The organism is Corynebacterium sp. HMSC05C01, assembly GCF_001807155.1.
In the GTDB taxonomy this organism is placed as follows: domain Bacteria; phylum Actinomycetota; class Actinomycetes; order Mycobacteriales; family Mycobacteriaceae; genus Corynebacterium; species Corynebacterium coyleae.
Map to the genome: position 1 here is coordinate 1 of NZ_KV787965.1, position 2,338 is coordinate 2,338.

The window sequence follows — 2,338 nt, forward strand, 5'->3', positions numbered from 1 at the left end:
ACCTTCGACCTCAAGTAAGGCAAGGCGCAGTGCCCACCGCTGGGACGTATCCTTGACCGGTGCGATGCGTCGCTCGATCAACACCAGCTCGTCCAGCGAGAAACCTCGCGCTAAAGAACTGGCTGTCTTTTGTTTGCGCGTGAACTTGGTGCGCCCGAAATACACATCCCGCAGCCGCGACCAGGCACGCGCTCGATCCGGTGCAAAGCCCGAGGCGAGCGCAACCTCAAGGTCGAAGTCAGCCAGCGTCTCCAACGCTGCGGCCGACATCGCCTGCACTAACACCTCGAACGAATTCATGCCCAAAACGCTAAACGCCCGGCGCAGAAATTGCACCTGGCCTGTGGATAACTGGGCGTGGAGTCGTCGAAAAGTAAAGAGTTATCCACAAATCACAGCTTGAGGCGCCCGGTTAACGCGCGGGAGAGTGTCAGCTCGTCGACAAACTCCAAGTCCCCGCCAAGCGGCATACCCGACGCCAAGCGCGACACCGTCAGCGACGGGAAGTCCTTCAACAGACGCGCCAAATACGACGCCGTCGCCTCCCCCTCCGTATCAGGGTCGGTAGCCAAGATGACTTCGGTGACGTCGGGGTTGTCGGCGCCGTCGACGTCGTCAAGCACACCGCCTATGCGCTGCAACAGCGGCGCGATGGCCAGGTCCTTCGGGCCGACATTCGCCAACGGATCCAACGACCCGCCAAGCACGTGATAGCGGCCCGAGTACTCCCCCGTGCGCTCAATGACCTGGATGTCCTTCGCGTCCTCCACCACGCACACCAGCGTCTTGTCGCGGCCCGAATCGGCACAGATGCGGCACACTTCCTCGCGCGAGACGTTGTTGCAGATGCGGCAGAACGTCACCCCGTCGCGCACGGCGGCTAGGGCGGCGCGCAGCCTATCGATGTCCTCCGGCTCCGTCTTCAGCAAATGAAACGCGATACGTTGCGCGGATTTGGGGCCGATGCCGGGGAGGCGCGAGAATTCGTCGATAAGGTCTTGCAGCGGTCCTTCAAACACGCGGGGGTTCCTTTCGTGGCATGAAAAACGCGCCCGACCAGGCCGGCCGGACGCGGAAAGCGACAGGTTAGACGATGCCGCCGAACGGGATATCGCCCGGGCCTGCCTGCGGGGCGCCACCCTGCGGTGCGCCGCCACCCATTGCGCCGCCGGTGAGCGGGGCGATCTTCTCTTCGGCGAGCTTGCCGGCCTGGTCGTGGGCGTCGCGGTATGCGGCGAGGATGAGGTCCTGCAGCGTCTCGACGTCCTCCGGGTCAACGGCTTCCGGCTTGATGGTCAGGTCGGTGATTTCAGCGCCGCCGGTCATGGTGACAGCAACGAGGCCGCCGCCTGCGGTGCCGGTGACCTCGGTCTGCAGCAGTTCCATCTGTGCCTGCTGGAGGGCGGCCTGCACTTCGGCGGCTTGGCGGATGAGTTCCTGCATGTCCTGTGGTTGGGTCATGGTTGCAACCTTTCGTTTGTTGGTAAAGCTCCGTGGGCCATTGTACGCGTCGTTTAGAGGGGTTTGGCTCCGAGTTCGGCGGCGAGGAGATCCATGGCGACTTCGGTGGCGTCGCGGCGGTCGGCGGTTCGTTCTCCGTCGCGTGCTTCTTGGGCCATGTCGCGTTCTTCGTCTTCGCGTGTGTATTCGGGTTCGTCTTCTTCGTAGGGTTCGGCTGGTTCGGGTGGTGGGGGGATGTCGTCGCGTTCGCGTTGTGCGCGTTCGGCGGCTTTTTGGCTGGCTGCGGCGACTGCGGCTTGCCAACTGTTGGCGGGGGCAGGGTCTTCGGGCTTTTCGCTTGACGACGACCCCTCGCCCGGATTCCACACCTCCCTCGGTTCTGGCCGCTTGACGTGGGCGGCGTCGGGGTTGGTGCCGACCACGCAACGGACCTTGATTGGCGTGCCGAGCTTTTCGGTGAATACGGCGACGATGTCTGCGTTGTTGCGTTCGGCGTTGATGCGGTCGGCGAGCGCCCCGGTGTGATGGCCGACGACGAGGGTGTCGTTGTCGAAGCCGAGCGGTTTCGCTTCCGTCAGCATGATTTCGGCGACCTGGTTGCGTGCGCCGACGGATTGGCGCAGGCGGGTCCAGTCGCGTTCGATGCGCTGGTACAACTCGTCCGTGTCCGGCTGCGGTGCGGCCTGTTGTGGCGCTGCTGGCTCCGGCGCGGGTTCGGGCGTAGCGGGTTGCGGAGCCGGATCCGGTTGTGCGGGTTCAGGCTGGGGCGCTGGCTGCGGTTCCGGCGTTGGCTGTTGCTGTGCCGGCGCAGCGGGCGCGGAAGGCGCGGCGGGCTGTGCAGGCGCGGGCGCGGCAGGCTGCTGGGCGGCCGGCGCGG

Annotated in this window: 2 protein-coding genes and 2 pseudogenes; all 4 read right to left on the bottom strand. The window is 65.1% G+C overall.

Annotated elements, in window-relative coordinates; translation table 11 throughout:
• Window positions 1-300, bottom strand: a pseudogene (locus HMPREF3145_RS07825) (HNH endonuclease); the annotation flags it as partial.
• 92 nt (window positions 301-392) lie between these two features.
• Window positions 393-1,019: a recombination mediator RecR gene (gene recR / locus HMPREF3145_RS07830; RefSeq protein ID WP_070422681.1), complete on the bottom strand. Its 627-nt coding sequence runs from the start codon at window positions 1,017-1,019 to the stop codon at window positions 393-395.
• Between the two features lie 67 nt (window positions 1,020-1,086).
• Entirely contained in the window at window positions 1,087-1,461 is a 375-nt protein-coding gene (locus tag HMPREF3145_RS07835; RefSeq protein ID WP_070422682.1) for a YbaB/EbfC family nucleoid-associated protein, read from the bottom strand.
• A gap of 53 nt (window positions 1,462-1,514) precedes the next feature.
• Window positions 1,515-2,338: pseudogene (locus HMPREF3145_RS11875) on the bottom strand (DNA polymerase III subunit gamma/tau); the annotation flags it as partial.